The 21,456-nt window shown below is 60.2% G+C and carries 20 protein-coding genes and 2 pseudogenes; 13 read left to right on the forward strand and 9 right to left on the reverse strand.

Features of this window, described 5'->3' with window-relative positions:
- Positions 1-12: 12 nt before the first annotated feature.
- Positions 13-897, reverse strand: a complete 885-nt coding sequence (locus tag AC6I6U_RS13800) for an MBL fold metallo-hydrolase (protein ID WP_497882471.1) — start codon at positions 895-897, stop codon at positions 13-15.
- A gap of 260 nt (positions 898-1,157) precedes the next feature.
- On the opposite strand from AC6I6U_RS13800, the gene AC6I6U_RS13805 reads away from it, so the two are divergent.
- The 11 genes and pseudogenes from AC6I6U_RS13805 (at position 1,158) to AC6I6U_RS13855 (ending at position 13,229) form a co-directional block, all read left to right on the forward strand.
- Positions 1,158-2,480 carry a sigma-54 interaction domain-containing protein gene (locus AC6I6U_RS13805; RefSeq protein ID WP_497882472.1) on the forward strand — a complete coding sequence of 441 codons (1,323 nt, stop codon included), beginning with the start codon at positions 1,158-1,160 and terminating at the stop codon, positions 2,478-2,480.
- Positions 2,481-2,565: 85 nt separating this feature from the next.
- Positions 2,566-3,363 (forward strand): GNAT family N-acetyltransferase, encoded by a 798-nt coding sequence (locus AC6I6U_RS13810; protein ID WP_497882473.1) that lies wholly within the window; start codon positions 2,566-2,568, stop codon positions 3,361-3,363.
- 196 nt (positions 3,364-3,559) lie between these two features.
- On the forward strand, positions 3,560-4,600 hold the full coding sequence (locus tag AC6I6U_RS13815) for a hypothetical protein (RefSeq protein WP_497882474.1): 1,041 nt from the start codon (positions 3,560-3,562) through the stop codon (positions 4,598-4,600).
- Positions 4,601-4,619: 19 nt separating this feature from the next.
- Positions 4,620-5,561, forward strand: coding sequence for a hypothetical protein (locus AC6I6U_RS13820; protein WP_497882475.1), 942 nt, complete (start codon positions 4,620-4,622; stop codon positions 5,559-5,561).
- Entirely contained in the window at positions 5,558-6,493 is a 936-nt protein-coding gene (locus AC6I6U_RS13825) for a hypothetical protein (RefSeq protein WP_497882476.1), read from the forward strand. Before AC6I6U_RS13820 ends, AC6I6U_RS13825 begins: the two co-directional genes overlap by 4 nt.
- 207 nt (positions 6,494-6,700) lie before the next feature.
- A pseudogene (locus tag AC6I6U_RS13830) lies at positions 6,701-7,558 on the forward strand (IS5 family transposase).
- A gap of 201 nt (positions 7,559-7,759) precedes the next feature.
- On the forward strand, positions 7,760-8,866 hold the full coding sequence (locus tag AC6I6U_RS13835; protein ID WP_497882477.1) for a hypothetical protein: 1,107 nt from the start codon (positions 7,760-7,762) through the stop codon (positions 8,864-8,866).
- A 54-nt stretch (positions 8,867-8,920) separates the two neighbouring features.
- A complete protein-coding gene (locus AC6I6U_RS13840) occupies positions 8,921-9,229 on the forward strand; it encodes a DUF2845 domain-containing protein (protein ID WP_497882478.1) in 309 nt (102 codons plus the stop codon).
- A gap of 82 nt (positions 9,230-9,311) precedes the next feature.
- On the forward strand, positions 9,312-9,719 hold the full coding sequence (locus AC6I6U_RS13845) for a hypothetical protein (RefSeq protein WP_497882479.1): 408 nt from the start codon (positions 9,312-9,314) through the stop codon (positions 9,717-9,719).
- A gap of 652 nt (positions 9,720-10,371) precedes the next feature.
- Complete coding sequence (locus tag AC6I6U_RS13850; RefSeq protein ID WP_497882480.1) at positions 10,372-10,986, forward strand: biliverdin-producing heme oxygenase; 615 nt, start codon at positions 10,372-10,374, stop codon at positions 10,984-10,986.
- Entirely contained in the window at positions 10,983-13,229 is a 2,247-nt protein-coding gene (locus AC6I6U_RS13855) for an ATP-binding protein (protein WP_497882481.1), read from the forward strand. Before AC6I6U_RS13850 ends, AC6I6U_RS13855 begins: the two co-directional genes overlap by 4 nt.
- A gap of 60 nt (positions 13,230-13,289) precedes the next feature.
- Here the strand turns inward: AC6I6U_RS13855 and AC6I6U_RS13860 are convergent, their stop codons facing one another.
- A complete protein-coding gene (locus AC6I6U_RS13860; RefSeq protein WP_497882482.1) occupies positions 13,290-13,466 on the reverse strand; it encodes a DUF2986 domain-containing protein in 177 nt (58 codons plus the stop codon).
- A gap of 106 nt (positions 13,467-13,572) precedes the next feature.
- Between AC6I6U_RS13860 and AC6I6U_RS13865 the strand changes: the two are divergent.
- Positions 13,573-13,827 (forward strand): annotated as a pseudogene (locus AC6I6U_RS13865) (hypothetical protein); the annotation flags it as partial.
- Here AC6I6U_RS13865 and AC6I6U_RS13870 read toward each other — a convergent pair.
- The 6 genes from AC6I6U_RS13870 to AC6I6U_RS13895 all read right to left on the reverse strand — a co-directional run bounded on the left by AC6I6U_RS13870 (position 13,793) and on the right by AC6I6U_RS13895 (position 19,264).
- Complete coding sequence (locus AC6I6U_RS13870) at positions 13,793-14,662, reverse strand: nucleotidyl transferase AbiEii/AbiGii toxin family protein (protein WP_497882483.1); 870 nt, start codon at positions 14,660-14,662, stop codon at positions 13,793-13,795. The pseudogene AC6I6U_RS13865 and the gene AC6I6U_RS13870 sit on opposite strands and share 35 nt — an antisense overlap.
- Positions 14,650-15,729, reverse strand: a complete 1,080-nt coding sequence (locus AC6I6U_RS13875) for a type IV toxin-antitoxin system AbiEi family antitoxin (protein ID WP_497882484.1) — start codon at positions 15,727-15,729, stop codon at positions 14,650-14,652. Before AC6I6U_RS13875 ends, AC6I6U_RS13870 begins: the two co-directional genes overlap by 13 nt.
- Before the next feature lie 256 nt (positions 15,730-15,985).
- Positions 15,986-16,354 (reverse strand): hypothetical protein, encoded by a 369-nt coding sequence (locus AC6I6U_RS13880; protein ID WP_497882485.1) that lies wholly within the window; start codon positions 16,352-16,354, stop codon positions 15,986-15,988.
- Between the two features lie 120 nt (positions 16,355-16,474).
- Positions 16,475-17,482 (reverse strand): NAD(P)H-quinone oxidoreductase, encoded by a 1,008-nt coding sequence (locus tag AC6I6U_RS13885; RefSeq protein WP_497882486.1) that lies wholly within the window; start codon positions 17,480-17,482, stop codon positions 16,475-16,477.
- Positions 17,479-17,817 (reverse strand): carboxymuconolactone decarboxylase family protein, encoded by a 339-nt coding sequence (locus tag AC6I6U_RS13890; protein WP_497882487.1) that lies wholly within the window; start codon positions 17,815-17,817, stop codon positions 17,479-17,481. The genes AC6I6U_RS13885 and AC6I6U_RS13890 overlap by 4 nt, the downstream gene beginning before the upstream one ends.
- Positions 17,818-17,827: 10 nt before the next feature.
- Positions 17,828-19,264, reverse strand: coding sequence for an NAD-dependent succinate-semialdehyde dehydrogenase (locus AC6I6U_RS13895; RefSeq protein ID WP_497882488.1), 1,437 nt, complete (start codon positions 19,262-19,264; stop codon positions 17,828-17,830).
- 271 nt (positions 19,265-19,535) lie between these two features.
- Here AC6I6U_RS13895 and AC6I6U_RS13900 point away from each other — a divergent pair, with 271 nt between their 5' ends.
- Positions 19,536-20,465 (forward strand): LysR family transcriptional regulator, encoded by a 930-nt coding sequence (locus tag AC6I6U_RS13900; protein ID WP_497882489.1) that lies wholly within the window; start codon positions 19,536-19,538, stop codon positions 20,463-20,465.
- Between the two features lie 3 nt (positions 20,466-20,468).
- Here the strand turns inward: AC6I6U_RS13900 and AC6I6U_RS13905 are convergent, their stop codons facing one another.
- The gene (locus tag AC6I6U_RS13905; RefSeq protein WP_497882490.1) at positions 20,469-21,362 is read right to left on the reverse strand and encodes a LysR family transcriptional regulator; all 894 of its coding nucleotides are present in this window, start codon (positions 21,360-21,362) and stop codon (positions 20,469-20,471) included.
- Between the last annotated feature and the right edge of the window lie 94 nt (positions 21,363-21,456).

The following is a 21,456-nucleotide window of genomic DNA, read 5'->3' on the forward strand; positions in this document are numbered from 1 at the left end:
AGGGGTCCTGGCTCAAAGGGCATTCAGCGGAATCTTCAGGTAGCGCACGCCGTTGTCTTCCGGCTCCGGCAACTGGCCGCTGCGCATGTTGACCTGCACCGAGGGCAGCATCAGTACCGGCATGTCGAGGGTCGCGTCGCGGGCCTCGCGCATGCTGACGAAGGCATCCTCATCGATACCTTCGTGCACGTGGATGTTGCGTGCGCGCTGCTCGGCGACGGTGGTCATGTACTGCAGCTCGCGACCGCCCGGCAGGTAGTCGTGGCACATGAACAGCCGGGTCTGCGGCGGCAGTGCCAGCAGGCTCTGGATCGAGCGGTACAGGGTGCGCGCATCGGCACCGGGGAAGTCGCAGCGGGCGGTGCCGTAGTCGGGCATGAACAGGGTATCGCCGACGAAGGCGACGGTTTCATCGCCGTCGTGGATCAGGTAGCTCATGCACGCCGGGGTGTGTCCCGGTGTGTGCAGTGCGGTGGCACGCAGCTTGCCGATGGCGAACTCGCCGTTGTCGGCCAGCAGCACGTCGAACTGGCTGCCGTCGCGGCGGAAGGCGCTGCCTTCGTTGAACAACTCGCCGAAGACCTGCTGCACCTGGGTGATGCGGCTACCGATCGCCACCTTGGCACCCAATTGCTCCTTGAGGTACGCCGCCGCCGACAGGTGGTCGGCGTGCACGTGGGTTTCCAGGATCCACTCCACCCGCGCATCCAGTTCGCGAATTCGCGTGACCAGGCGATCGGCCGATTCGGTACGGGTGCGTCCGGACTTGGGATCGTAGTCGAGCACGCTGTCGATCAGCGCACAGCAGCGGGTGTCGCGATCCAGCACCAGGTAACTGATGGTCCAGGTGTTGGGATCGAAGAAGGCTTCTACGGTCAGCTTGTCGCCGATGTTCATTGCGTAACTCCAGGCAAAGAGGGGCGGCGACCGACGGTGTCGGGGGCCATCCCTTGTTCGTCGAGGATTTCAATAAGCATGCCAACGGGCTGGCATTTGGTTTTCCCACTGTTTATTGATGTTTGTCAGCATGATTGGCGGTTTTTTGTGCATCCGGAAATCAGTCTGGCAGAAATGGCAGTTTTCATGGCGGTCAGTGGCAGTTAAATGGCAGAGGCCTGCCAGCTGTATTAAGCTGCGGCCTTCGCCCTGGAGTCGTCATGAACCTGATTGCCACCGATCTCTACCAACCCGACATGCAGGCGTTGGTGTCCTACCTCGAACACGACGTGCAGCCAACCATCGTGCTCGACACCGACTACAACATCGTAGCGGCCAATACCGCTTACCAGCGCCAGTTCGGTGTCGAAGGCAGGCCCCATGTCGGCGCCAAGTGCTTTCGGGTGTCCCACCAGTTTGCGGTGCCCTGCGACCAGGCTGGCGAGCACTGCCCGATGCGCAAGGCGTTCGAGACGCGGCTGCCCGAGCGGGTGCTGCACATCCATCACACGCCACGGGGGCCGGAGCATGTCGACGTGGAACTGCGCCCGCTGCTTGGCCACGAGGGCGAAGTGGTGGGTTATGTCGAGCGCCTGAACAGCGTTTCGGTGGCGGCCGCGCAACCCCAGCACCAGGGCCTGGTGGGGCGTTCGGCGGCGTTCAAGGAAGCGTTGACCGCGCTGCAACGGGCGGCGCCGTCGCCGATCCCGGTGCTGTTGCAAGGCGAGTCGGGTACCGGCAAGGAACTCTTCGCCCGCGCCCTGCACGAAGGCAGCCCACGAGCCGGCGGGCCGCTGGTGGTGGTCGACTGCACGGGCCTGACCGAAACCCTGCTGGAGAGCGAGTTGTTCGGCTACGAGAAGGGTGCCTTTACCGGTGCCTTGCAGCGCAAGATCGGCCTGGCTGAAGCGGCCCACGGCGGCACGCTGTTTCTCGACGAGATCGGCGAGGTGCCGCTGGCGATGCAGGTCAAGTTGCTGCGGCTGATCGAGTCCGGCAGCTTCCGTCCGGTGGGCAGCCTGCGCACCGTGCACTCGAACTTCCGCCTGGTCTGCGCCACCCACAAGCCGCTCAAGGACATGGTCGCGGCCGGCAGTTTCCGCCAGGACCTGTTCTATCGCATCAGTGCCTTTCCGATCCGCTTGCCGGCGTTGCGTGAGCGCAGTGATGACCTGCTGCTGCTGATCGACAGCCTGTTTCAGCGCCTGGCACCGGGTGCGGTACCGCGTATCGACCCGCAGGCGTTGCAGGCGCTGACCTTGTACGCCTGGCCAGGCAATGTCCGCGAGCTGCGCAATGTGTTGGAACGGGCGCGGTTGTTTACTGACGACGGGGTGATTCGTCTAAAGGACCTGCCGCCGGAGCTGCGTCATGAGGCGCCCTTGGCCGCCGCGCCGTTACGTCGTCGGGGACGCAAGGACCTGGAGCAACTGGCCCATGCGCTGGAGGTGTTCGAGGGTTCGCGTAGCGAGCTGGCGAGGGAGCTGGGGCTGAGTGAGCGGACGCTGTATCGGCGGTTGCAGGCGTTGGGGCTGAAGGCCTGACTCGTCTGGTAGCACTCGCCCCATGCGAGCCTGTCCGCAGAGCCCGTCTAAGCTAGGGGTATTCACCTTTCTTGCAGGTAGCCTGATGAGCGTGCCCGAAGCCGTTGAGTCGGTCGAACAATACATCTCCATGTGGAAAGTGCTGGTCGGCGACCGTTGCGGTGCCGACCTGTCGGAGCAGCCAGGGCTGTCGTTGTGCTGGGCCGACAGCCCGTTTTCGTTCTGGAACGCTGCGTTTCTCAACGAACGGATGACCGACGAACACCTGTTGCGCGAGCGCCTGCGGGCCGGGGCTGCCTACCTGCGCGCCCGCAGCCAGGATGGCCTGGTGTATGTCTGCGAGGATTACCTGGGTGGTTCGGCCCGCCAGGCGCTGGAATCGATTGCCGCTGAGGAACGATTGTCCTTTGCCCTGGATATCATCGGCATGGTGGGTGATCTCCTGCCATTCGAACCATCGGCCGGGCACCCGTTGCTGACCTTCGAGCGGGTCCGGGATGAGGTTGCCTTGCAGCATTACGCCGATATCAACAGCGAAGGCTACGGCTCCACCCTCGATGCCGGACGCGCGGGACTGGCGGGCTCGACGTTCTGGACGCAGGAGGCGTTTGCCTTCATCGGCTACCAGGAGGGCCGGCCGGTGTCGACGGCAGCGGCCATCGTCAACCGAGGGCAACTCTACGTGGCCCTGGTCGCGACCCGGCCCGACGCCCAGCGCCAGGGCTTCGGCGAAGCCACGGTGCGCCACGCCCTGCAGGCGGCCCATGAGGCGACCGGGCTACGACGTACCACATTGCATGCCACTGATGCGGGACTCCCGGTTTATCTGCGGCTGGGGTATCACCGTACCACTCGGTTCATTACCTACGGGCTGGTTTCTTGACGGTCATGTGACCTGATAACGGAGTAGGGTATCGGGCGGTAACACCATCACATCAGTGATTCTTCAGACTCCACTCACCCGGACAATACGACCTGCATGATCATGCGTGTTACGGCATGGGCCATGCGCTGGATGGTAGTATCTGCGGCGTTTTCCCCCTTCCATGAGGGGGTCGGTTTTCGTTCTTGGGGTATTGATGGATATTCAAAAGTTGCGCAGGGATGTTCGTGAGCATCGGAGTCTGTTTGTTCGTGTTCCGCTGGGCAAGGTGTGGCGGGTTCGCCAGTATTTTGTGACTCTTGTCTATCTTTTGATAATTCTGGCGGCCATGTTTTGTATTGCTTGGTCAGGGCGGATAGCGGAATTTTCCGTTTTTTCCTGGTCGATGTCTTACTGTGTTTTTGTATTGCTTATTTCAATGTTGCAATGTGTTGATGTTATTTCGTTGGTGCGCGCGGCCGAGATTGAACGAAGGGCCGGAATAAATTTGCCAGAAGATTGTTCGGCAGCTATTGGTATACAGCTTCAGGAGCTACAGTGGTTTTGTAAGCGCTACGGGTGTCGTAGCGATGAGTTGGCAAAAAAGGCATTTGAGTTGGAGAATGACTGGCGCAATTGGCAGCGCATTGACTTGAAAGCCGCTCCTGATTACACGCGTGATTTCAAGGCGTTTTATGGCACGCTCCCGGAACCAGGGCGTTTCATGACGCTGGTTGTAGGTTTTTTTGCAATTATTGCAACGTTGGTTATCACGCTCGGTGCTAGTCCGGATGCCTATTTCGAGCTATGGGGCTCTTGGGAAAGTTATCTGAAGCTTTGGGCTGTCTTGGCCATTTTAATCGCTTACGCCGCACTTCCGCTGTTGGCTCTAAAGATTATGTTGAAGGAAATTTTTCTGTCCTTGCTTGATTTGCTTGATATTCCAGGGACTACCGAGCGAATGCTCTACAGATATATTCGCCAGATGGTCTGGGCCGTCGGTGTAGTACCCAGCGTCCCTGAAAAAGACAAAAAGATCCTGGGTTGGATTGACCGGGTTTTGAGTTTCTTTTCTATGCCGGTGATTGATATTCTCAAGGTGGTTGGTTTTTTCGCTTTTGGGTGTGTTTTTTTCATGGCTGTAGTTCTTTGGTGGTGTATTGTTCCTCTATTTGGCATCGTCAAGTGGTGTGTTTGGGAACTCCCGTTTTTCGTTAATTTCATTTGGGGCTTCCTTGTGTTATGGGTAACGACTTAAAGGTAGGAGTTTTCAGTCGATGAACGGACTCGTTGTCATCACCACCTACTTCAACCCCTGCGGCTACGCCACCCGCCGGAACAACTACGACCTGTTCATCGCCGGCATGCGCAAGGCCGAGGTGACCTGCATCACCGTCGAATGCGCCTTTGGCGACGAACCCTTCGAGCTGCCTCCGAGCCTGGACGTCATCCAGGTCCGCGCCCGCACACTGCTCTGGCAGAAGGAGCGCCTGCTCAACCTGGCCGCCTCCTGGCTACCCGGCAGTTGCCGCCATGTCGCCTGGCTCGACTGCGACATCCTCTTCGACAACCGGTCCTGGGCCAGCGACCTGGTACGCGTGCTGCGCGAATACCCGGTGGCCCAGGTCTTCGAAAGCTGCCTGCGCCTGGAGCGCGGCAACGTCGAGGGCGCCACGGCCGATATCGCGCATTCCTTCGCTTCGGTCATGAAGAGCAAGCCCGACAGCCTGGACGCCGGCCGCTACGACCTGCACGGTCACACCGGCTACGGCTGGGCCATGCGCCGCGAGATCTTCGATGAAGTGGGGCTGTACGAGTGCGCCGTCTCTGGCAGCGCCGACCATTTCATGGCCCATGCGATCTTCGACGACTACAACTTCTGCATCCGCAATGCCCTCAAGCACGACCCCCGGCAGATAGACCACCTCAAGGCCTGGGGCCGCCGCTTCCACCAGCGGGTACAGGGCCGCCTCGGCTTGGTGCCGGGCCGCATCCGCCACCTGTGGCACGGCGATGCCGTGAATCGCCGCTACTTCCTGCGCATGCATGACATCACCGACCTTGGCTTCGACCCCTGGACCGATCTGCAGATCGCCCCCGGCGCCCCGCTGGAGTGGGCCGAGGGCATGGACAAGCCGGGGCTGCGCCAGTACTTCGCCAACTACTTTGCCAGCCGTCGCGAGGACGGCATCCAGGCGATTCAGGAGAACCCTGCATGAACGATTTCCACAACCCGGACCTGGACGATGCCATCACCGAGCTGAGCGATGTGCTCACCACCCTTGAGTGGCGCGCCCAGGACAGCGAGCGTGTCGTCGACAAGCTGGCACGCCAGCGCAAGCTCTATCTGACTCAAGTCACCTACGACCTGCTACCGAAACTGTCCAATGGGGTATTGGCGAAACTGCGCGATCAGGCGCCAGGGTTCGTCACCCAGCAGGTGCAAGACAGTTTCGACAGCCAGCGCAAGTTTCTCGGGCTGTTCGCCAGCAAGGATTACGCCCATACCCTGGCGCTGTTGCAGACCCGGTTGGCAAGCCACCTGGACCAACTCCAATACGCCGGACTGCGCGAGCGCGACGACGAGCTCGGCCAGGTGTTGGCGCAGCGGGAAGGGCTGCAGGCCCAGCGCAAGGCGACCGGGGAGTTGCTGGCGTTGCTGCGCCAGGCAAGGCAGCAAGGCACGCCGTTGCCGCCGCAGGTGCAGGAACAGGTTCGGCACTTGGCCTCGCTGGCCCGTGCGGCTCGCAAGGAGGATGACCGGCCGTACGTGCCGGATCGTGATTACACCTCCTCGTCGCGCTATGCCAATGAGCCGAGTCGCACGACGGTGGATGATCCGGTGCCGGCGTATCGGGATAGTCCGCTGGATCTTCTGGTTTATTGGGCGACGGATATGACGACCAGCCTGCGGACGCTGGTGATTGATACCGTTCAGGAGGCGAAACGCGATGTTGAGGCGCTCCGTCAGGAGGTGATTGGTGAGCCAAGTGAGTCGAGCGCGGCGACGGAATCGAGGGATTCGGGGGCATCACAGTCGTCTTCGGCGGGGGATTCGGTGGTGCCGGTGGCGGCAGGGGTGACGGCTGCGGCGGTGACGGTGACGGGGGCGGTGATAGCTACGGATGATAGTTTGGGGTTGTTTTCGTGAGGGGTACTATTAAGTGAAAGGCTGCCTATCGGCAAGTTGTGGGCTATAGTGAATGGCGGAAATGGTCTTCGGCTACGATTATGTAGACGTATTTGAACCTAGGAATATGCACACTAGGCTCTGTATGAAAACCTTTGAAATTCCGCCAACGCCCCAGCCCGCCTGAGTTTCCGTAGAGTTCTGGCCTTTTCAGCGCGGAACTCAGCCATGCCCAAACAGCGATACGAAATTTCCGACGCCGACTGGGAATTGGTCGCGGACCTATTCAATACGCCACGTCGCACAGGACGTCCGCGTGCCGATGACCGATTGATGCTTAACGGCGTTGTTCTGGGTGCTTTGCTCCGGCGCAACCTGGCGAGACATGCCTGAGCGATATGGCCCTTGGTCCACGGTTTATCAGCGATTTCGAGATTGGCGAAATCAGGGCACGTTCAACAAGATGCTCAAGCGGATGCACGTCAAACTCAACGCACAAGGGCTGATCGATCTGGATACCTGGTGCATTGACTCAACGGCAGTGAAAGCGACCCGGGCCTCATCTGGAGCAGGCCAAAAAGGGGGGCGGAAGAACCAGCGGACCACGCGCTTGGGCGAAGTCGGGCAGGGTTAACGACGAAAATTCATATGGTCTGCGACGCCCGAGGTGTGCCACTGCACTTCACTCTATCTGGTGGACAAGCCAGCGACATCTCCCATGCTCAACCGCTACTCGATGGTGTCCAGGTGTCTACTGGCTGGGGCAGACCTCGCAAGCGGTGCCGCAAACTCGTAGCTGACAAGGGTTACGACGCTGAATCACTCAGGAAGTATTGCGATCGCTATCGCATGCAGCCTGTCATCCCTTACCGAACCATGAAGCGCAAGCCAAAACCCGGCCTACCGCGGCTATTCGATAAGCCCAAATACTGAGAGCGCAACGTCATCGAGCGTCTATTTGGCGGGCTGAAAGAGCACCGCCGGCTCACTACGCGTTACTGCAAGCTCGCAACAAGTTATGCGGCCATGGTCACATTGGCCTGCTGCCGGCGGTGTTTACGACATCTCTTTTCGTACAGAGCCTAGTGCCCGGTCTGCGTGGGGATGATCGGTATATTTATATGTTGGACGTTTAAGTCTGCTTATATAGAAATGGCTTACAATAAAATAAAATTCATCCTACATGGCCTCCTGTTGGATATTTAATACGCTCCTTGAGTGTGGTGAAATTGAAGCCGCTCACTACTGTTATGAGCTGAGCGTCAGCTCACATGAGGGAGCTATAAAATGAAGCTCAATATAAGTTTTACTAATTCTGTTAATCTTAATGTTCTTCAGCAAGTAATAGATGCTGCGGGTGTGAATACTGTCGTCAGTGTCGGGGATGCGCATGCAGTCAATATAAATAAACTTCTTGCTGCCATTGGGTTGGCGGGAAGTAATAAAATTCTAAATGTAGATTTTAACGGCGCTGGCTTGATATCCAATAACCTTCAGCAAGCAGTAGCCGCTGCGGGTGCTAATGTTGGGATTTCAATAAATACTGCTCAAGCCGTCAATTTTAATGTGCTAGAAGAAGTTATTTTAGCAGCAGGGAGCAGCAAGCAGTTGTCTGCGGTATTTAATGGTGCTCAGCTCACCGGGAATAACCTGGAAAGAGCTGTGGGATTGGCAGGTGGCCAGATTCGGATAGGCGTTAATACCGCGCAAGCGGTAAATTTGTCTACGCTACTGTCTATTCTGAATACTGCTGGAAATAGTAAGAATTTCTTCGCTGTCTTTAATGGGGCACAGCTCACGGGCAACCAGCTCCAGCTCGCTGTTGAAAGTTCCGGTGCTCTTACGCGTATTTCGGCAAATACAGCTCAAGCAATTAATATTGGGAGTCTTCTGTCGGTCATTCAGGCTGCCGGAAATTCAAAGCAGTTCTCCGCTGAGTTCAATGGCGCTCAACTAACCGCTGATCACTTGCAGCAAGCTGTAGCTGCCGCAGGAGCATTGGTTAGGGTTGGTGTTAATACCGCTCAGGCCGTAAATATAAATACACTGATTTTTATTTTGCAGATTTCAGGAAACAACAAAATCTTCAGCGCCGATTTTAATGGTGCACAGCTTACGTCCAACCATCTTCAGCAAGCTGTTGAGGCATCGGGTGCAAATACAGTCATTTCAGTCAGTTCTGCGGAGCTTGCAAATATCACCTCGCTGCTTGCCGCAATCGCCATAGCTGGAAATACAAGGAATTTCTCGGCTACTTTTGATGGAACTCGTTTGTCTGGAAGCAACCTCCAGCGAGCCGTATCCGCCGCTGGGACAAATAGCTCTATCACACTGACATCCGCCGAATCCGCTTCACTGACAACACTCCTGCAGGTAATCGACTCAGCCGGTTGAGATCGGATTATGCAGGGTCCAGTTTCTTCCATCGTGATTATCAAGGAGTGATGCATGAGCATCTCCAGCAGCATCCTCGCCCTACTGGCTAACATGGCGTTGGGGCTCGATCAGGCCAATGCTGCTACCCTGCGCTGTGGTCGGGTGTTGATCAGCGAGGGGGACACTGCACTCGAAGTCCGTGAGAAATGTGGGGAACCTGCCGACCGCCAGGTTACTCAACCCGTGCGCCTGCCCAATGGTAATCCGGTAAGAAATTCGGTTACCGTCGAGACGTGGGTCTACGGCCCTGAGAATGGGGCCCGTAGCTTCCTTAGATTTATCGATGGGCGTTTGGTGAAGGTGGAAAGCAGGCGCATGTAGTCGATTCGCTATAGTTGATCGTTCCCATGCTCCCACGCGGGAATGCCTCATCGGACACAGGATGCAGGAGCAGGTTCGGCACTTGGCCACGCTGGCACGGGCGGCTCGCAAGGATGATGAGCGGCCGTATGTCCCGGATCGGGATTACACGTCCTCGTCGCTCTATGCCAATGAGCCGAGTTGCACGACGGTGGATGATCCGGTGTCGGCGTATCGGGATAGTCCGCTGGATCTGCTGGTTTATTGGGCGACGGATATGACGACCAGCCTGCGGACGCTGGTGATTGATACGGTCCAGGAGGCGAAACGCGATGTTGAGGCGCTTCGCCAGGAAGTGATCGGTGAGCCAAGTGAGCCGAGCGCGGCGACGGAATCGAGGGATTCGGGGGCATCACAGTCGTCTTCGGCGGGAGATTCGGTGGTGCCGGTTGCGGTGGCGGCAGGGGGGGGCGGCTGCGGCGGTGACGGGGGCGGTGATCGCCACGGATGATAGTTTGGGATTGTTTTCTTAAACGATCGAAAATCAGCCAATAGTGCGCGTTTCGACAACTCGTAACCACAGCATCGCGGGCATGGAAAAAGCGCCTGCAATGGTGAGGTGGGCTCCACGGCTGCGTTTGGGGAAAGCAAAAACTTGTGGTGAGCGGGCTTGCCCGAGCTCGGCTGCGAAGCGGCCGAAAACCCGGCGCCCCCATTCTGCCAGAGGCACTGCATTGGCCGGTTTCAGGGGGCGCTTCGCACCCCAGCGCAGGCAAGCCTGCTCGCCACATGGTTGTTTGGCGCTGCTCTCGCGAAGTATCAGGGACCTAGTCGCGTAGATAACTACAGACTCAAGCTTTCCAGCTCGACGGCATCCCAACGTTGCAGGTTGATGGCGTGCCAGGCATGCCCAGGGTCAAGTGGATCTGGCTCCGCCGTTCTCGGGGTCTTCGCCAGAAGAACAGGTCATAACCTTCGGGCCTGAAGTATCGATAGGCGTCGTAGAAGAATAGGTAGGCCGATCCTTACGTCAGATGCAGGTTTGACGACTTCACCTACAGGAAAAACCAACTATTCCGTCCGCACCGGGTCTACCGTGTTAAATTGCGGCGATTCGTAACCCCATCACGAACGGCCTTAGCGGTCCCACCAAGAGCGATGTCATGCAAGCAACGGCCCGTGAAGTTCATGTACCCCCGGTTCTGCAGGATCTGCGAGCCGGCACGGCCGAGCTGCACATTGCACTGGAGAAGCGTCTTCCGTTCTTCTCCGACGCCCTCGACTCGAATGCCTTTCGACGGTTGATACAGGCCTACTACGGCTTCTATCTGCCCCTGGAACGCGCGTTGCACGACAGCGGCGAGCTCCTCGCCGATTTTGACCTCACGTCGCGCCTCAAGGCCCAGACCCTGCGCGATGACCTGCATGCCCTGGGGCTGTCGGCCGAGGCCATCGATGGCCTGCCGACCTGCGGGGCCTTGCCTGTCATCGACTCCAGCGCCGCCTGCCTGGGCGTGCTGTACGTACTGGAAGGGGCGACCCTTGGCGGGCAGATCCTGCGCCGGGAAATCTCCAGGCGCCTGGGGATCGAAGCCGACAGTGGCGCAGCATTCCTGCATGTCTACGGCGACGCCACCGGGCGGCGCTGGCGAGATTTCATCGAGTATTTGGGCAGCCGTCCGATGGGCGCCGACGAGCGCGAGGCGGTCGTCACCGCAGCACAATCCACATTCAGCCGTTTCGAGCACTGGCTTGAAAGTCGGGAGGTACTGGCATGACCCCACAAGACCAAGAAGCATTTGAAGAACTGCTGGCCAACTGCGCCAACGAACCGATCCGTTTCCCCGGCGCCATCCAGCCCCATGGCCTGCTGTTGACACTGGGCGAGCCGGCGCTGGAGATCATCCAGGTCAGCGCCAACGTCGAGACCCTGCTCGGCCGTGCGTCGCAGACGGTGGTCGGCCAGCCCTTGTCCAGCCTGATCGGCGAGGAACACACCGCGGCCGTCCGCGAGGCATTGCGGCAACCGGCGTTCTTCGATGCGCCACCGTTGCATTTCCACCTCAACGGCACCTCGTTCGAGGGTTTGCTGCATCGGCATGACGGCGTGCTCATCCTCGAGCTGGAGATCCACGTCGAGAACTTCCAGTCACTCAACGTGGCCGCAAACCAGGCCAACCTGGGGCGGATGCTGCAACGGCTGCAGGCAGCGACGTCGCTGCAGGCGCTGTACGACATCTGCGTCAAGGAACTGCAGGTCATGACCGGTTACGACCGGGTGTTGATCTACCGTTTCGAGGAGGAGGGCCACGGCCAGGTCATCGCGGAGGCGTCGTCGCCTTCGATGGAGTTGTTCAACGGCCTGTTCTTCCCGGCGTCCGACATTCCCCAGCAGGCCCGCGAGCTGTATCGCACCAACTGGCTGCGGATCATCCCCAATGCCGACTACGAGCCGGTGCCGCTGGTGCCGAAGTTGCGTCCCGACACGCAAATGCCGCTGGACTTGAGTTTTGCGACCTTGCGCAGTGTGTCGCCGATCCACTGCCAGTACATGAAGAACATGGGCGTGCTGTCGTCGATGAGCATTTCCCTGCTCAAGGACGACAAGCTCTGGGGCCTGATCACCTGTGGCAACCGCCAGCCCTTGCATGTTCCCTATGAATTGCGCATCGCCTGCCAGACCATCGGCCAGGTGCTGTCGCTGCAGATCAGTGCCATGGAGGCGCTGGAGATCAGTCGCCAGCGCGAAGCCAAGGTCGAAGCCCTGGCTCTGCTCAACCAGGCGATGATCGATTCGCCGCAGAACGTTTTCGACGGCCTGGCCCACCAGCCGGAAATGCTGATGGCGTTGGTCAATGCCGGCGGCATCGCGATCATCGAGGACAAGCAGTTGCACTGTTATGGAAACTGCCCGCAGCCGCAGGAGATCCGTGCGCTGCACCAATGGTGGCAGGCGTCCGGCGAGCCGGTGTTCGCCAGCCATCATCTGTCTAGCGTCTATCCTCTGGCCGAGCGTTACCAGCAGGTGGCCAGCGGTGTGCTCGCCATGAGTCTGCCCAAACCGGTGGAAAACGGCGTGTTGTGGTTCCGTCCGGAGGTCAAGGAGAGCCTCAGTTGGAGCGGCGATCCGCGCAAGCCGCTGAATATGGAAAACTCCGAAACCGGCCTGCGCCTGCGGCCGCGGACGTCATTCGAGATCTGGAAGGTCGAGATGGCCGGGATCTCCACCAAGTGGAGCCACGGCGACCTGTTCGCAGCGAACGACCTGCGCCGCTCGGCGCTGGAAAACGACCTGGCCCGGCAGGTGCGCCGCGAGCAGGAGGCGGTGCGTGCCCGGGATGACCTGGTCGCGGTGGTCTCCCATGACCTGCGCAATCCGATGACGGTCATCTCGATGCTCTGCGGCATGATGCAGAAGACCTTCAGCTCGGACGGCCCGCATACCTCGCGGCGCATTTCCACCGCCATCGACACCATGCAGCAGGCTGCGGGGCGCATGAACACGCTGCTGGAAGACCTGCTCGACACGTCGAAGATCGACGCCGGGCGCTACACCATCAAGCCGCAGAAGCTCGATGTCGCGCAAATGTTCGAAGAGGCGCAATCGCTGCTGGCGCCGTTGGCGCACGACAAGGACATCAGCATTTCCTTCGAGGCAGGCCCAGACCTGCGTATCCATGCCGACCCCGAGCGGTTGTTCCAGGTGCTGTCGAACCTGGTGGGCAACGCGATCAAGTTCACCCCGCGGCTGGGCAAGGTCGGGGTACGCGCGCAGTCCTCCGGTGATGAAATCGTCTTCACCGTGCGTGACAGCGGTGAGGGCATCGCCCAGGAACACTTGCCGCATGTGTTCAGTCGCTACTGGACGATGAAGGAAGGCAATCCGACCGGCACCGGCCTTGGCTTGTATATCACCCAGGGCATCGTTCATGCCCACGGTGGGCAAATCGTTGCCAATAGCGAACCGGGGCAGGGTGCCGAGTTTCGTTTCACCTTGCCGATGTTCATGGAGAGTACCTGACGGCGTGTCGGCCTCAGATGGATCGATAGCGCCGCTCAGGCGTAAAAGTAACGCCTCTAGTTATTGCGACGCCTGATCCGTCTGCGAAGACGACGTTTCGTTCTGGCTGGCCTCTTCAGCCATCTTCAGGCGGTCAGCCTTGCTGATGTACTTGGGCTTGTTCTTCGGCGCCAATTTGGCACTGGCCTTTTTGGCGTGGGCTTTCAATAGCTGGCTGATTTTCTTACGGCGGTTCATGTCGCGGCGTCCTATTCCTTGTGGGAATGAAATAAATAAAAATTATAAGTTTCAGTAATTATCTTCTGCGGCATAGAGTGGTTTCAAGATGAACAGAGGCCATCATGAAACGTTGCTGCTCCAGACCTGGGCCGAGCGCTGGCGACAGCAGGGGGCGACGCCGGATGAGGTCAAGGCCAAGCGTGCCAAGATCATGCAGGGCGCCGATCCGCCCGGCTCCGAAGAGGCGGTTTGCAGCCTCTTGTGTGAGTGCGGTTTTGGCGAGAGTCAGCGCTTCTTCAGCAGCTTGTTTTGGGGCGCCTGGGTGACCCGGAGGCGCGGTGGAGTTATCGCAGACCCAAAGCCTGCAACCATGCATTGACTTGTCCGAACGCATCCTGCTGCCATTGCTCCGGGGTGCGCTCCCCCAGGATCTGCGTTTCTTCGACGAACCTGCGCACGCAGGTCGGGCCAAAACCCTCAACAGAGTCGAACTTCTGGGCAATGTAGCCGTAGCCAGCCAAACCGCTGGCTACTTCAAGCAATTGCCTGCACTCCGTGGCCAGCGCTTCTATTCCCCCTGGATAATTCCGGATGCAGTAGTAGATGTCGTAGGCATCTTTCTGTTTGTAGCGCCCGGCAATGGCATGCCCCTTCATCGCCAGTAATGCCGGGATGGAGCAAACCGCAACCTCTACACAGTTGGTGCCGCCGTTGGGCATTTCACCGGACATGGCGACCATCTGGTAGAAGCGCAGCGCAAGGTCGGTGCCGTCGGCACGTTGCACGGCAAAGTCGCTAATCAGCGGTGGTACGTTCTTGACCAGTTCGACATCCTTGGGTCTCAGGAAGTCGATGACGATATTGATGGGTGGTCCGCCATCGTCCACATTAAGCTGACGAACCAGTTGGAACTTTCTGAATCCATTGCTCTGTGCATAACCATGCTTCAGCAACTCCTCGACCAGATGTGCATATTCGCCGTTGCCGAGTGCTTCGGGGTTCAGCCCTAGGTCGATATCCAGTGTTCCCACATGCTGCATGTCATCGTTATCGCCCAGCAACAGCCAGGGTACGGCACCGCCCACGACGGCGAACTTACCCTTGAAACTACCGAGAATCTGTCCGATCTCGATCAGGACAGACTTGACTGCCGCAGTCGTACGGTCGTCGTAATCGCTGGCGTGCTGCGGTTCGTTGGGCGTCATTGCGACCATTTCAATTGCTCCCGCCGAAGATGGTCGGCCGCCTCCTGTCCACGTTCTCCGGCTTTAAAGAGGTCCAGGTAAGTTTGGACAGGACTGGTGCAAATCACTCCGGGTGCCGGTTCTACGATGTCCAGAAAAAGACCTGGGTCGTCGAGCAGCATCACGACCACATTTTCTCCCTTGCTGGCAGGGGAGAGCCTCAGGGTTGAACGCAGGTTTTCCAGGCCTTGTTGATCGGCATAGAAGCACTGGGTGCCGGTTCGCCCGTAGGGAGCAAGCCACTGTGCTGCGGAGAACGACGCCAGTGCGGTCGAGCCTGTTTCAGTCGAAGGGGCGGGCAGCCTGCGCACGGCCTCGTCGAATGACGCACCGTGCAACGTTGTGTAGAAACCAAGGCGTTGGTGGGGAGGGGATTCGTACTCAGTGTTCCAGGCGTCCAGTAGTGCATCCGGATCTGACAGGAACATGCCGGCGTTCGATAGCTTGGCCCATTCCCGATCCAGCAGGCCGGTGCGAACGTTGCTCACCAGGCCGAGACTGACTCCAGCTACTTGTGCCAGCTCCGCGACCCGCCATGCATAGCTGGGATTACGCAGCATCTGTCGTAGTACCTGGGCGGATTTTGGCTTGAACAGTGAGCGCAGTTCACGTCGTTCAACCGGGGGTCTGCTGTCGACATGACGGGAGATGAAGAAGGTGCCAAAGGCCAGCCGCGCGTTGCCCTCCAGATCGAGGTAGGCTGTCTGGTATTTGCGGCAAAGGTCTTGCGCTTCGGCTGATAGATAGGGGGCAATGAACACGGGCGTGACGAGGTCGGTTCGCTGCTTCACGTACTCCTGCAGTTGCAGCAAGGCAGACCGTACGTACCGGGGTTGTCCGCTGGATTTCACTTCGGCCACCAGCGTATGCCGATGCCCGAAAACCTCGATATAGGCCATCAGGTCAATATCGCTGTTGCCTTCTCTTGCACGGGGCAGAATCTCCAGCCGATCGATAGCCGGTACTTCCGCCAGGATGCTGCGAAGCGCCTCGGCTGCCTGTTGTTCAATTTTCACTGAATCATGGTTTTTCATCATTTGCTGAAACTACTACTTTCAGTGAAAATTGGTCAATGGTGTTCACTGGGTTTAGTTGTTTCAACAAGTGTTGAAAGCTTTGCGAGTAGTGAAATTCATGTAGGTGAGCGTCACTCCACGTAACGCATCCACAAATGCCTTCGGCCGGAAATAGCTGTGGTGAAGGCTGAAACCAAGGCCTGTCGATGCTCTTCGGCAACGTTGTAGAGCGCACAGAAATCTGGAGGGCCCCTTCATCGAGAGTCAGGCCATGGGCTCAGGCGTCCTCGAACGAGCTGCCGGCAATCAGCTGGGTGAAGTTGTGCAGGCAGATGGCGAACTCGGCTTTGGTCGTGGGATAACCCAGGTACTCGCCATTTTCGAAACACTCCACTGGCAGCTTGGCGATGTCTTCTTCCGAGGCGTCGTCCAGATCAATGCTGTGGCGCGCATGTCCGGAGGTATAGCGGGCCTGGGGCAGGTCATCGAGAGAGAACAGGGGGATGAAGCCGGGGTGGTTGGCGGCGATCGTCCGGTGAGCCTCGATCAGTTCATCCAGGTTGGAAATGGCGCTTACGCTGTACTCGTCGCAGGTGCCGGCCGACGGGTTATGTGGTTGCGCGTTGCCGAGAAATTGGATGTCCATCGACTGTCTACCTGCTCCGTGGCGATACGGGGGCAGGAAGTAGATAACGATGCCTTGCACCCTGGCAAGGGCCCCAGGGGGCGGGGCCCTGCAACGGCAGTCACTCGACGAGTGGTGCGATCATGGGTGAAGCAGGTCCTCGGGCTGCATCGTCAGGATGATCTTGCCGATATTCTCAGCGGACTCCATGCGGCGGTGGGCATCGGCGGCACGGGACAGCGCGAAGGTGCTGTCGACCACCGGCTCCAGGCTTTCACCGCCTTCGAAACGTTCCAGCCAATGCTCGCGGAATCGCCGGATCATCTCGTGCTTCTCGTGCTGGGTGCGTGATTTCATCACCGTGCCGATGATCTGCAAGTGCCGGTAGAGGATGTCTTCCAGTTTCAACGCCACGTCGCCGCCACCGCCGAGGATACCGACCTGGATAAGCCGCCCGCCTTTGGCCAGTGAGGCAATATTGCGTGCGAAGTAGGGCTCGCCGATGAAGTCGATCACCACGTCGACGCCTCGGCCGTCGGTCTTGTTCGCGATGAATTCAGCGAAGTCCAGGGTCTTGTAGTCGATGGCGAAGTCGGCTCCCAGGTGCTCGACGCGAGAGAGCTTGCTGGCGTCGGTGGTGGCGTAGATGGTCGCGCCCGTTGCATAGGCCAGTTGGACCGCGGCGGAGCCCACGCCGCCGGCGGCGGCATGGATCAGCACCGAGTCGCCGGGCTTCAGCCGGCCCAGGTGGAGCATCGCCTCATGGGCGGTGACGAAGACTTCGGGGATAGCGGCAGCCTGCACGTAGTCCAACTGCGCCGGAATCGGCATCGCCATGCGGTAGTGGATGCGCGCCAGCTCGGCATAGGCACCCCCGCCGACGACACCCATCACCCGGTCGCCGACCTTGTAGCCGACGACATCACTGCCGACTTCGATGACTTCCCCAGCGATTTCAAGGCCGATGATCGACGAGTCGCCAAAGTTCGGGCGACCGTAGCCGCCCTTGCGGTGGGTCAGGTCGGCGCGATTGACGCCCGCCGCGTATACCCGCACCAACAGATCGCTGGGACGCACTTCGGGTCGTTGCACGTCTGTCAGTTCCAGTACATCGGCGTCACCGAAGGTTTCGAAGGTGATGGCTTTCATGCTGGGGTGTCCTGTGCCGGGTTGAGGGTGGCGTTGGCGATGGCCGAGGCGCTGATGGCGCCCGGGAAGCCGATGTAGAACGCCAGATGGGTGATCGCCGCGGCCAGTTCCTCGTGGCTGACGCCGTTGGCGACTGCACGGCGCAAGTGAGCCGGCAGTTCGTCGGCGTGGCCTGCGGCGATCAGCGCCGCGACGGTGATCAGGCTGCGCTCGCGGGGCGAGAGGGCCGGGTCGCTCCAGACCTGTGGGTAGAGGGTCGAGTCGACGAAGTGCGACAGTTGGGGAGTGAAGGCCCGCGCGGCTTCGCGCGGGCTGTTGAAGTTGATGTTCGACATGGGGCAGTCCTCAGATCTGGCTGATGAATTTGTGGGTCAGGTAGTGTTCGATGCCTTCGATGCCGCCTTCCGATCCGTGACCGCTTTCCTTCAGGCCGCCGAACGGCAGCTCGGTGGCGACGATGCGGTACTGGTTGATACCGATCATGCCGGCTTCCAGCCCGTCGGCGACGTCGATGGCGGTGCGGGCATCGCGGGTGAAGGCGTAGGCCGACAACCCGTAGGGCAGGCGGTTGGCCTCCGCCAGTCCGTCGGCCAATTCATCGAACGGCATCAGGATGGCGATGGGGCCGAAGGGCTCTTCATGCATCACCCGCGCTTCCATGGGCACATCGACCAGCACCGTGGGTGCGAAGAAGAAACCGGGGCCTGGCAGTGGCTCTCCGCCGGCGAGTACCCGCGCGCCCTTGGCGACCGCATCGGCGACCAGCTCTTCCATCTTGGCCAGTTGCCTCGGGTTGGCGAGCGGCCCGACCTGGGTCTGGGGATCGAGGCCATTGCCGATGCGCAGGGCCTTGGTTGCGGTCACGAACTCATCGACGAACTGTGCGTACACCCCGCGCTGGATCAGGAACCGGGTGGAGGAAATGCACACCTGGCCGGTGCCCCGGAAGCGGTTCGCCACGCCTTCGCGGGCGGCCTTGCTCACCTCGGCGTCATCGAAGACCAGGACCGGCCCGTGGCCGCCCAGTTCGAGCGTGATCGGCTTGACCCCTTCGGCGGCCCTGGCTGACAGCAGGCGGCCAATCGGCACCGAACCGGTGAACGTCACCTTGCGAATGATCGGCGAGGCGATCAGGTGGCTGGAAACCTGGTCCGGTACACCGAAAACCACCTGCAGGACCCCTTTGGGCAGCCCCGCATCGTCGAGCGCGCGGGCTAGTGCCAGGGCGGTGGAGGGGCTTTCCTCGCCGGGCTTGAGGATTACGCTGCAACCGGCCGCCAGAGCTGCCGAGAGCTTGCGCGCCGGAGTGATCGCCGGGAAGTTCCACGGGGTGAACGCGGCCACCGGGCCAATCGCCTGGCGCTTGACCAGTTGCAGCACGCCCGGACGGTTGGCCGGCACCACACGGCCATCGATACGCCGGGCGCTTTCGGCGAACCACTCGAAATACTCGGCGGCGCGGGTGACTTCATCCATGGCCTCGGCGAGGGGCTTGCCTTCCTCCAGGGTCATCTGCGTGGCGATAGGCGCTGCCCGCTCCAGGATCAGGTCGGCGGCGCGCTTGAGCACCTTGGCACGCTGGTCGGGCACGGTTTGGCGCCAGGTGGCGAAGCCCTGTTGGGCCACGTCGAGGGCGCGATCCAGATCGGCCGGGGTGGCCAGCGGTACCCGGCCGATTTCGGTTTCGGTGGCCGGGTTGATGACGGCGGCGGTCTCGCGACCTTGGGTGCCGATCCATTCACCACCGATGAAAAGGTAGAGCGTGTCATAGGACGTGTGCATGGCTGTGGCCTTCATTGAGTTGTCTGGAGTTGATGGCAATGTCGCCAGCGGCGGCTTGTCGAGGAGGCCGTTCAGGCGATCCGTGCAATCCAGTCTATGGAGGACGGTCCCGTTGATTTAGCCGGGCAGGAGGGAAGGACTGTTGTGCGCAGAGGAAATATCCGGCGAGCGATATGCGGTACTCTCATCCACCACGCGCCGTCACTTGCCGCCCAGGCTTGCTGCACGGCATTCATCGACAACGCCTGGCACGGGCATGAGGACGGTAGGCATGGACAAGTTTGCAAACATGGCGGTGTACGTGAAGGTGGTCGAGATGGGCAGCTTCACCGCGGTGGCGAACTACCTCGACTCGACGGTCGGCAACGTCTCCCGGGCTGTTTCGGCGCTCGAATCATTGCTCAATACCCGGCTGCTGCAGCGCTCGACGCGGCGCCTCTCGGTTACCGATGCGGGGCGCCGTTTCTACGAGCGTTGCACGGCGATCCTGGCCGACCTCGAACATGCGGAAGCGGAGGCTGGCAATGCGCTCCAGGAGCCCAGGGGGATGCTGCGGGTGCATTGCGTGCCGGGCCTGGCCCGTCAGTTGGTGACCCACGCCATACTCGGCTATCGCCAGGAACATCCGGAAGTCTCGGTCGATCTGCTGCTGTCCCAGCGTATGCCCAATCTGCTTGAGGACCAGTTGGATGTGTCGATCCTGATCGCCAGGACGCTGCCGGATTCGACGTACGTCAGCCAGAAGATCGGGGTCAGCCATTGTGTGCTGGTTGCGTCTCCCGAATACCTGGCCAAGCATGGGGCGCCGGCCCAACCGGAAGATCTGGTCGATCACGCATGTCTGTTGCTGGGCACCGTCGACTACGCCCGGGATGAATGGCAGTTGAGCAGCAACGCCGGCAGCAGGACCTTCGTACCCGCCGGACCGAGCTTCAGCGTGAACGACATGGAAGCCATGACGGTGGCGGTGCGCGAAGGTGCGGGTATCGGCCTGTTGGCTGGCTTCTCGGCGATTGACGACCTGCGTTCGGGCAGGCTGGTGCGGGTGTTGCCGGACTACCACACGCAGGAGCGCAATGTGTACGCCGTTTACTCTTCCCGGCAATTCGTCGACGCGAAAATCACCCGCTTCATCGATACCCTGAAGACTCGGGTGGGGGGCCAGTTGGCGGAGATCGCCGGGGAGCTGGTCGGCGCTTGAGCGTCAAACCCTGTGGTGTTCCAGTAGAAAGTCCACGAACACCCTGACCCTGGCCGTCATCGCGCTGCCCCCGGCAAACACTGCGTGAATCGGCTCGCGGTCTCCGGGGTTGTAGTCCTCCAACAGTGGCACCAGTTGGCCGCTCTTCAGTTCGGTGGTCACCGAGAACGCGCCAATACGGGCGATACCGGCGCCCAGTAGCGCCAACTGGGCCAGCGCTTCGCCGCTGCTGCATTCGATGGTGCCGGCGATTTTCAACGAAAAATGTTCCCCCTCCCGCAGAAACGGCCAGTCGGGCTCGGCCCGGCGGAAGTTGAAGCGCAGGCAGTTGTGCCGCAGCAGGTCTTCCGGCGTTTGCGGGGTACCGTGACGTGCCAGGTACTCGGGGGATGCGACCACCACCTGGCCGGTTTCGCCGATGCAGCGGGCACTCAAGGGGCTGTCGGGCAGGTGGCCGAAGCGCAGGGCGACATCCGCCTGGCCGCCGAGGATGTCGACGACTTCGTCGCCGAGCATCAGGTCGACCAGGATCTTCGGGTACCGGGCGCTGAACGCCGCGATCAGCGGCACCACGGTCAGCCGGCCGTGGGCCAGTGCCGCGCTGACTCGCAGCCGGCCCTTCGGTACGCCCTGGTCGGCGATCGCTTCCTCGACTTCATTCATGTCGGCCAGGATCCGCCGTGCACCGCGCAGGTACGCTTCGCCTTCGGCGGTGAAGGTGATGGCACGGGTGGTGCGCAGCAGCAGGCGGCTGCCGATGCGCTGCTCGGTGCGGGCAATGATGCGGCTGACCGCCGAAGGCGTCAGGCCCAGGGCCCGTGCCGCGGCCGACAGGCTGCCTTCCTGCGCCACCTTGACGAACACCTCCATCTCGCCGGAGCGGCCGTTGAAATCCATTTGTGCCTCATAAGCAAAGGTGATTGTCGTGAAGGCGGGCTACTGCCGAGAAGTGACGAATTGTAGCATTTGCGGCATAGATGAGGAGTCAGCC

It is taken from the genome of Pseudomonas sp. UTLPPB19802 (genome assembly GCF_059730225.1).

Bases quoted from the DNA above. Each gene is read 5' to 3' on its own strand.
- AC6I6U_RS13805 (WP_497882472.1), top strand. From the start codon at position 1,158: ATGAACCTGATTGCCACCGATCTCTACCAACCCGACATGCAGGCGTTG.
- AC6I6U_RS13855 (WP_497882481.1), top strand. From the start codon at position 10,983: ATGACCCCACAAGACCAAGAAGCATTTGAAGAACTGCTGGCCAACTGC.
- AC6I6U_RS13800 (WP_497882471.1), bottom strand. From the start codon at position 897: ATGAACATCGGCGACAAGCTGACCGTAGAAGCCTTCTTCGATCCCAAC.
- AC6I6U_RS13905 (WP_497882490.1), bottom strand. From the start codon at position 21,362: ATGGATTTCAACGGCCGCTCCGGCGAGATGGAGGTGTTCGTCAAGGTG.
- AC6I6U_RS13815 (WP_497882474.1), top strand. From the start codon at position 3,560: ATGGATATTCAAAAGTTGCGCAGGGATGTTCGTGAGCATCGGAGTCTG.
- AC6I6U_RS13895 (WP_497882488.1), bottom strand. From the start codon at position 19,264: ATGCACACGTCCTATGACACGCTCTACCTTTTCATCGGTGGTGAATGG.
- AC6I6U_RS13890 (WP_497882487.1), bottom strand. From the start codon at position 17,817: ATGTCGAACATCAACTTCAACAGCCCGCGCGAAGCCGCGCGGGCCTTC.
- AC6I6U_RS13850 (WP_497882480.1), top strand. From the start codon at position 10,372: ATGCAAGCAACGGCCCGTGAAGTTCATGTACCCCCGGTTCTGCAGGAT.
- AC6I6U_RS13900 (WP_497882489.1), top strand. From the start codon at position 19,536: ATGGACAAGTTTGCAAACATGGCGGTGTACGTGAAGGTGGTCGAGATG.
- AC6I6U_RS13885 (WP_497882486.1), bottom strand. From the start codon at position 17,482: ATGAAAGCCATCACCTTCGAAACCTTCGGTGACGCCGATGTACTGGAA.
- AC6I6U_RS13880 (WP_497882485.1), bottom strand. From the start codon at position 16,354: ATGGACATCCAATTTCTCGGCAACGCGCAACCACATAACCCGTCGGCC.
- AC6I6U_RS13835 (WP_497882477.1), top strand. From the start codon at position 7,760: ATGAAGCTCAATATAAGTTTTACTAATTCTGTTAATCTTAATGTTCTT.
- AC6I6U_RS13810 (WP_497882473.1), top strand. From the start codon at position 2,566: ATGAGCGTGCCCGAAGCCGTTGAGTCGGTCGAACAATACATCTCCATG.
- AC6I6U_RS13825 (WP_497882476.1), top strand. From the start codon at position 5,558: ATGAACGATTTCCACAACCCGGACCTGGACGATGCCATCACCGAGCTG.
- AC6I6U_RS13860 (WP_497882482.1), bottom strand. From the start codon at position 13,466: ATGAACCGCCGTAAGAAAATCAGCCAGCTATTGAAAGCCCACGCCAAA.
- AC6I6U_RS13840 (WP_497882478.1), top strand. From the start codon at position 8,921: ATGAGCATCTCCAGCAGCATCCTCGCCCTACTGGCTAACATGGCGTTG.
- AC6I6U_RS13820 (WP_497882475.1), top strand. From the start codon at position 4,620: ATGAACGGACTCGTTGTCATCACCACCTACTTCAACCCCTGCGGCTAC.
- AC6I6U_RS13875 (WP_497882484.1), bottom strand. From the start codon at position 15,729: ATGATGAAAAACCATGATTCAGTGAAAATTGAACAACAGGCAGCCGAG.
- AC6I6U_RS13870 (WP_497882483.1), bottom strand. From the start codon at position 14,662: ATGGTCGCAATGACGCCCAACGAACCGCAGCACGCCAGCGATTACGAC.